The 6,135-nt window shown below is 68.8% G+C and carries 7 protein-coding genes; 4 read left to right on the top strand and 3 right to left on the bottom strand.

Annotation, left to right across the window (positions count from 1 at the left end; genetic code table 11):
- The 4 genes from lptB to ptsN all read left to right on the top strand — a co-directional run.
- Nucleotides 1–722: LPS export ABC transporter ATP-binding protein (gene lptB / locus V7067_RS14485; RefSeq protein ID WP_334176614.1), on the top strand; the 722-nt coding region annotated here is incomplete at its 5' end.
- Between the two features lie 238 nt (nucleotides 723–960).
- Nucleotides 961–2,583, top strand: coding sequence for an RNA polymerase factor sigma-54 (gene rpoN / locus V7067_RS14480; protein ID WP_334176613.1), 1,623 nt, complete (start codon nucleotides 961–963; stop codon nucleotides 2,581–2,583).
- A 334-nt stretch (nucleotides 2,584–2,917) separates the two neighbouring features.
- Complete coding sequence (raiA, locus tag V7067_RS14475; RefSeq protein WP_334176612.1) at nucleotides 2,918–3,508, top strand: ribosome-associated translation inhibitor RaiA; 591 nt, start codon at nucleotides 2,918–2,920, stop codon at nucleotides 3,506–3,508.
- A 218-nt stretch (nucleotides 3,509–3,726) separates the two neighbouring features.
- Nucleotides 3,727–4,191: a PTS IIA-like nitrogen regulatory protein PtsN gene (ptsN, locus tag V7067_RS14470; RefSeq protein WP_334176611.1), complete on the top strand. Its 465-nt coding sequence runs from the start codon at nucleotides 3,727–3,729 to the stop codon at nucleotides 4,189–4,191.
- Nucleotides 4,192–4,480: 289 nt separating this feature from the next.
- On the opposite strand, the gene V7067_RS14465 is transcribed toward ptsN, so the two are convergent.
- The 3 genes from V7067_RS14465 to V7067_RS14455 form a co-directional block, all read right to left on the bottom strand.
- The gene (locus V7067_RS14465; protein ID WP_334176610.1) at nucleotides 4,481–4,744 is read right to left on the bottom strand and encodes a DUF1150 domain-containing protein; all 264 of its coding nucleotides are present in this window, start codon (nucleotides 4,742–4,744) and stop codon (nucleotides 4,481–4,483) included.
- Between the two features lie 113 nt (nucleotides 4,745–4,857).
- Entirely contained in the window at nucleotides 4,858–5,289 is a 432-nt protein-coding gene (locus tag V7067_RS14460; RefSeq protein WP_334176609.1) for an Hsp20 family protein, read from the bottom strand.
- Nucleotides 5,290–5,542: 253 nt separating this feature from the next.
- Nucleotides 5,543–6,135 (bottom strand): CoA ester lyase (locus tag V7067_RS14455; protein ID WP_334176608.1); only part of this gene is annotated, 593 nt, incomplete at its 5' end.

The following is a 6,135-nucleotide window of genomic DNA, read 5'->3' as shown; positions in this document are numbered from 1 at the left end:
ACAGCGAACTGGTGGTCAGCGGCATCGCCAAGAGCTATCGCCGCCGCAAGGTGGTGCGCGACGTGAGCCTTTCGGTGCGTCGCGGCGAGGCGGTGGGTCTGCTCGGCCCTAACGGTGCCGGCAAGACCACGGTGTTCTACATGGTCACCGGTCTGGTGCGGCCCGACCACGGCTCCATCACCCTCGACGGCTATGACATCACCCGGCTGCCGATGTATCGCCGGGCCCGTCTCGGCATCGGCTATCTGCCGCAGGAGGCCTCGATCTTCCGCGGCATGACGGTGGAAGAGAACATCCGTTCGGTGCTGGAGGTGATCGAGCCCGACCGCAAGCGCCGCGATCAGGATCTGGAGATGCTGCTCGCCGAGTTCCACGTCGAGCACCTGCGCACCCAGCCGGCGACGGCGCTTTCGGGCGGTGAGCGGCGGCGCGTGGAAATCGCCCGCGCGCTGGCCAGCCGGCCGTCGTTCATGCTGCTCGACGAGCCCTTCGCCGGCATCGATCCGATTGCGGTGGGCGATATCCAGATGCTGGTGCGCCACCTGACCGGGCGCGGCATCGGCGTGCTCATCACCGACCACAACGTGCGCGAGACGCTGGGCCTGATCGACCGGGCCTATATCATCGCCACCGGTCAGGTGCTGACCGAAGGTCTGCCGGGCGATATCGTCGCCAATGCCGATGTGCGCCGGCTCTATCTGGGCGAGCAGTTCACGCTGTGAGCAGGCCGCCCGCCGGCGTGGATAACGCCGGTTGCGCGGGCGGCGGCAAAATGAAAATTTGATTTGTGCCGGCAAAGAATTAACGCATCAGACGTGGCTTTGCCGGCGCCGTGGCGCGCCCGCCGGCTGCGACGAGCCGATTGCATTATGCGCCAAACGGGTTAAGCAAGAAGCGGACCAATCGCGCATCCGGCGCCGCCCTTCGGAGCGGTGCCCGCAAAGACAGGCCCCGTCAGTCATGTCCCTGTCTCCCAAGCTGGAATTCCGGCAGACCCAGTCGCTGGTGATGACGCCGCAGCTGATGCAGGCCATCAAGCTGCTGCAGCTGTCCAATCTCGATCTCGTTGCCTTCGTGGAGGCGGAGATCGAGCGCAACCCCCTGCTTGAGCGCGAGGACGAGGCGCCGGAGGTGGGGGAAACCGTGTCCGGCCCGGCCGACGCCGCCTTCGAGCGGCCGGCCCCGGCCGGCGATGCGGAAGGCGGCCCCGAAGGCGCAGCGGAGCCGGCGGCAGGCTTTGCCGACGATGCCGGGCCGGCGGTGCTGGCCGGCCTCGACAGCGATCTCGTGCTGTCGCCCGGGCTGGAGGCGGCCGACGGCGCCGGCCTCGACCTGCCGCTCGGAGCGCTGTTTCCCGATGACAATGCGCTGCCGGAAGGCGGCGGCGCGGGTGCGGAGCTGGACCCGTCGCGTCTGGCCGGCGAGGCGTGGACCGGCGGCGGGGCCGGCGGCACGGAAGGCGGCCTTGAAGCCTATGCCGCCGTTGAATCGAGCCTGCGCGATCATCTGGCCCAGCAGCTTGCGCTGGCGGTCGCCGATCCGGCACGGCGCCTGATCGGCCACGTCCTGATCGATGCCATCGACGAGGCCGGTTACCTCAGGGCGGACCTTGCGCAGGTGGCCGGGCAACTGGGCACCACGCTGTCGGAAGTGGAGGCGGTGCTGTCGGTGCTGCAGGGCTTCGAGCCCACCGGCGTCGGCGCGCGCACGCTGGCGGAGTGCCTGTCGCTGCAGCTCATGGAGCGCGATCGCTTCGATCCGGCCATGCAGGTGCTGGTCGGGCATCTTGATCTTGTGGCGCGGCAGGACCGCGCCCAGCTGCGCCGCCTGTGCCGGGTCGACGAGGAAGATCTGGCCGGCATGCTGGCAGAGCTGCGGGCGCTGGACCCCAAGCCGGGTCTGGCCTTCGCCCCCTCCGATGCGGTGCAGACCGTGGTGCCCGACGTGCTGGTGCGCCCCACCGCCGACGGCGGCTTCCGCATCGAACTCAACAGCGAAACGCTCCCGCGGGTGCTGGTCAACCGCACCTATTACAGCACCGTCGTGCGTTCCGCCCACAGCCCGGCCGAGCGCACCTATCTGTCGGATTGCCTGCAGACCGCGAACTGGCTGGTGAAAAGCCTCGACCAGCGCGCCAAGACGGTGCTGAAGGTGGCGACCGAAATCGTGCGCCAGCAGGATGCATTCTTCCGCAAGGGCGTCGCCTATCTGCGCCCGCTGAACCTGAAGAGCGTTGCCGACGAGATCGGCATGCACGAATCCACGGTCAGCCGCGTGACCGCCAACAAATATATGGCGACGACGCGCGGCATTCTGGAATTGAAATACTTCTTCACATCCGCAATTGCTGCGGCGGACGGCGGAGATGCCCATTCGGCGGAGGCGGTGCGGCACCGTATTCGTCAGATGATCGATGCCGAAGATCCGACGGCTGTGTTGTCGGACGACACGATCGTGCAGCGCCTGCGCGAGGCAGGCATTGACATTGCCCGCCGGACTGTCGCCAAATACCGCGAATCGATGCGCATTCCGTCGTCGGTGGATCGGCGGCGCGAAAAGCGGGCCGCCGGCCGCCTCAGCTAGGCGGCGCCGGCCGCCCGGGCCGGGCCGGGCCGGTTGAGTCTGGTTTGTTGACTTGGCGGGTTGGCGTTCCTATGAACGCCGCCGGTCTGCGGGTTCGGGGCCTGCCGGGCAGCCCGGCGGTGCAGCACGGGCCGGCGGATGCAAATCCGGCGGGATGAAGCGGGGCGGGAGGCCCGGATTTGTCCTAACCGGTCGACAGGGCGCACGAATGCGCCTTCAATCACGAACGGCCGCGGGCGTTGGCGCGAATGATCGCGCAGCCAGAGAGAGCGGCCGGGCGTCGGGCCCGCGATGGTCCGTCGCCTTACGAACAGAAGAGCGAGCAGAGGTTCCCATGGCGTTGCGTGTTTCGGGAAAGAACATCGATATCGGTGATGCCCTGCGTGGCCGGATCGAGGACAAGGTGGCCGAGATCGTCGCCAAGTATTTCGATGGCGGCTTCGATGGCCACGTGACCGTTGAGCCTGAAGGCACGGCCTTCCGCACCGAGTGCTCTCTGCATCTCGACACCGGTGCCACGATCAAGACGACCGCGCTCGACCACGATGCGCACCAGAGCTTCGATGCCGCGGCGGATCGCCTTGAGCGCCGCCTGCGCCGCTACAAGAGCCGCCTGCGCAGCGGCCGCGTGGCCGAGGCGCGTCTGGCCTCCAACGAGGCCTCCGTTGCTGCCGCCGCCTACGTGCTTGCCTCGCCCGAGGAGCACGACGATGTGCCGGTGGACTACAGCCCGCTCGTGGTGGCCGAGACCGCCACCAAGGTGAAGACCATGACGGTCGGCATGGCGGTGCTGGAACTCGATCTCAGCGAGGCCCCGGTGGTGGTGTTCCGCAACGCCGCTCACGGCGGCCTCAATGTCGTGTTCCGCCGTCAGGATGGCAACATCGGCTGGGTCGACCCGGCGCTGGCGCCGGAAGTGGCCTGAATGCCGCGTGGCATGCCGGCCCGCAACGCCACCCGCCGCCGGTCCGCAAAGCCGGGCGGCGGCGGACGGCCGGGCCGCAGGCCATTCGCAATCGCCGGCCGCGCCCCCGCGGCGGCCGCTTTCCCCTGCCTCGCGGCGGCTTCGGCCGCCGGTTCCGAATGCCCGCGGAGTGGCGTTTACCCGCCACCCCGCGTGGCAATCCTGCAAGGAGTGTCCTGATGGATTTGAGCGATCTTCTGACCGTCGAAGCCATCCTGCCTTCGCTGAAGGTGAGCAGCAAGAAGCAGGCGGTGCAGGAGCTCTCTGAACGGGCCGCGGCGCTGACCGGGCTGCCGGCCCGGGCCATTTTCGAAACCCTGCTGCAGCGTGAGCGCCTCGGTTCCACCGGCGTCGGCCATGGCGTGGCCATTCCCCATGGCAAGCTGCCGGGCCTGCCGCGCATCTGCGGCCTGTTCGCCCGCCTCGACAAGGCTATCGATTTCGAGGCGCTCGACGAGGAGCCGGTCGATCTGATCTTCCTGCTGCTGGCCCCGGAAGGCGCCGGCGCGGATCATCTGAAGGCGCTGGCCCGCATTGCGCGCGTGCTGCGCGACAGCGACACGGCCGCCAAGCTGCGGGCCACGGCCGATCCGGCCGCGCTCTATGCGCTGCTGACCCATCCGGCCACATCCAACGCCGCCTGAGCGGCGCCGGCCTTTACAAATCCGGCATCCAGCCCTGTATCTGCCGCCCCGTTATCTGAGCCCGCGTGGCATCCGGGCTCCGGTCGGAGCGCCCTGTCCGGGCGGCCGGCGCTACTGGGGCTGAAACGATCAACCGCAGCCCGGCTGAGGGCTGCCGTTCGTTTTCCGGTTCCCGGGCGCCGTCTTCCGGGACATCGTCAACGATTGCGGGGGTGTCACGGCCGGCCGTCTTCGTGTCGTGCCGGCCGTTTCCGGCCGGCGCACTGTCGTTCAGTGCACGGAGACCCTCTCAGTGCACGGAGACCGTCACCATGTCGTGCTCGGCCGCATTGGCCACGGCAGCCTCGCGGCTGTCGGTGAGCAGGATGGGCGTGCCGTCGGCACCGAGCAGGGCCCACAGCTTCAGGCCGGGGCTGAGATGCGGTGCCTGCGGAAACAGGCCCGGCACTTCGTCGGAGGTCAGCGGCCGCACATAGGTCAGCCGGCCGGCACCGATGCCGGCGAGCACTTCCGGTGCAATGGCCGGGCGTTCAGGACGTTCGCGTGTGTTCATGACTTCAGCTCCTGTGGTCCCCCCGTTTCGGGCAGGACGCTTTCGGGCAGGACGCGGTGAAGAGCGGCGGAACACCGGCCGCGGGCAGGGCAAGGCGCCCGCAGGCGGGACCGTCAGTCTCCGGAGGCGATCTGAATCTTCCGCACGATGCGTTCCGGTTCCGGCCGGGCGAGATCGATGGAAAGCAGGCCGTCCTTCAGCTCTGCGCCGAGAATGTCGATGCCCTCCGCCAGCACGAACGTGCGCTGGAACTGGCGGGCGGCGATGCCCCGGTGCAGGAAATGGCGTTCCCTGTCGTCCTCGACCTGACGACCGCGGATCACCAGCTGGTTTTCCTCGATCGTGACCGCGAGCTGGTCGCGGGTGAAACCGGCAACGGCCAGCGTGATGCGCAGCACGTCTCCGCTTCGCCCCTCTGCCGGCAGCCGCTCGATATTGTAGGGCGGATAACCGTCGTTGGTGGCTTTTGAGACCCGGTCGAGCACGCGTTCGATTTCGTCGAACCCGAGCAGGAACGGACTGGAGAACGTCGGCAGGCGCGACATCGAAAGCCCTCGTCGATCCAAGCGGCCAGAACAAGTCTTCATCATGCGGCACCGGCCTCCCGCTCAGTGCGCGGAAGCCGGCTCGGACCCGCGGCTGCGGCATCCGGACGGTTCAGACCGAGCCGTCCCGCCGAATATGGCGACGATGGCGGCGGCCTTCAAGGCGGGGCGTTGCCGGAATGTTCGCACCCGCAAAAAAGCCCGCCGCGGCGAAGCCGGGCGGGCTGTCTGTGCACCGTGGCGGGGCGGGGCCTCAGCCGCGGGCGGCAATGGCCTCCGCCAGCGCCAGCGTGCGCCGTGCCATGTCGGCGTGCAGGCGCTCCACCATGCGGCCGTCGAGCGAAATGGCGCCGCGGCTGCGGTTTTCCGGCAGGTCGAAGGCGGCGACGATGCGCCGGGCGTCCTCCACCTCTGCCGGATCGGGGGCGAAAATGCGGTTGGCCGGCTCGATCTGCTTCGGATGGATCAGCGTCTTGCCGTCCATGCCGAGGTCGCGGCCCTCGATGCACTCGGCCTCGAACACGGCCGGGTCGTCGAAGGTGTTGCACACGCCGTCGATCACATCGAGCCCGTAGGCGCGCGCGGCGGCAACCGTGCTGGAAAGCCAGCTTCGGAACGCCATGCGGCCGGGGGTGAGGCGGGCGCGGGTGACCTTCGCCAGATCGTTGGTGCCGATCACCAGACAGGCGAGCTTCGGCCCCACCTCGCCCTCGCGGGCGACGGCGACCGCGTCCGGGCGCAGCACGGCAAGCGGCGTCTCGATCATGGCCCACAGCGCCGGCACGGCGGCGAGCCCCATCTTGTCGATGGTGCGGCCGGCCTCGATCACCTCGTCGTCGGTTTCCA

It is taken from the genome of Pseudoxanthobacter sp. (genome assembly GCF_036822375.1).
Taxonomy (GTDB): Bacteria; Pseudomonadota; Alphaproteobacteria; order Rhizobiales; family Segnochrobactraceae; genus Pseudoxanthobacter.
This window is presented reverse-complemented; position numbering and strand designations above follow the sequence as displayed.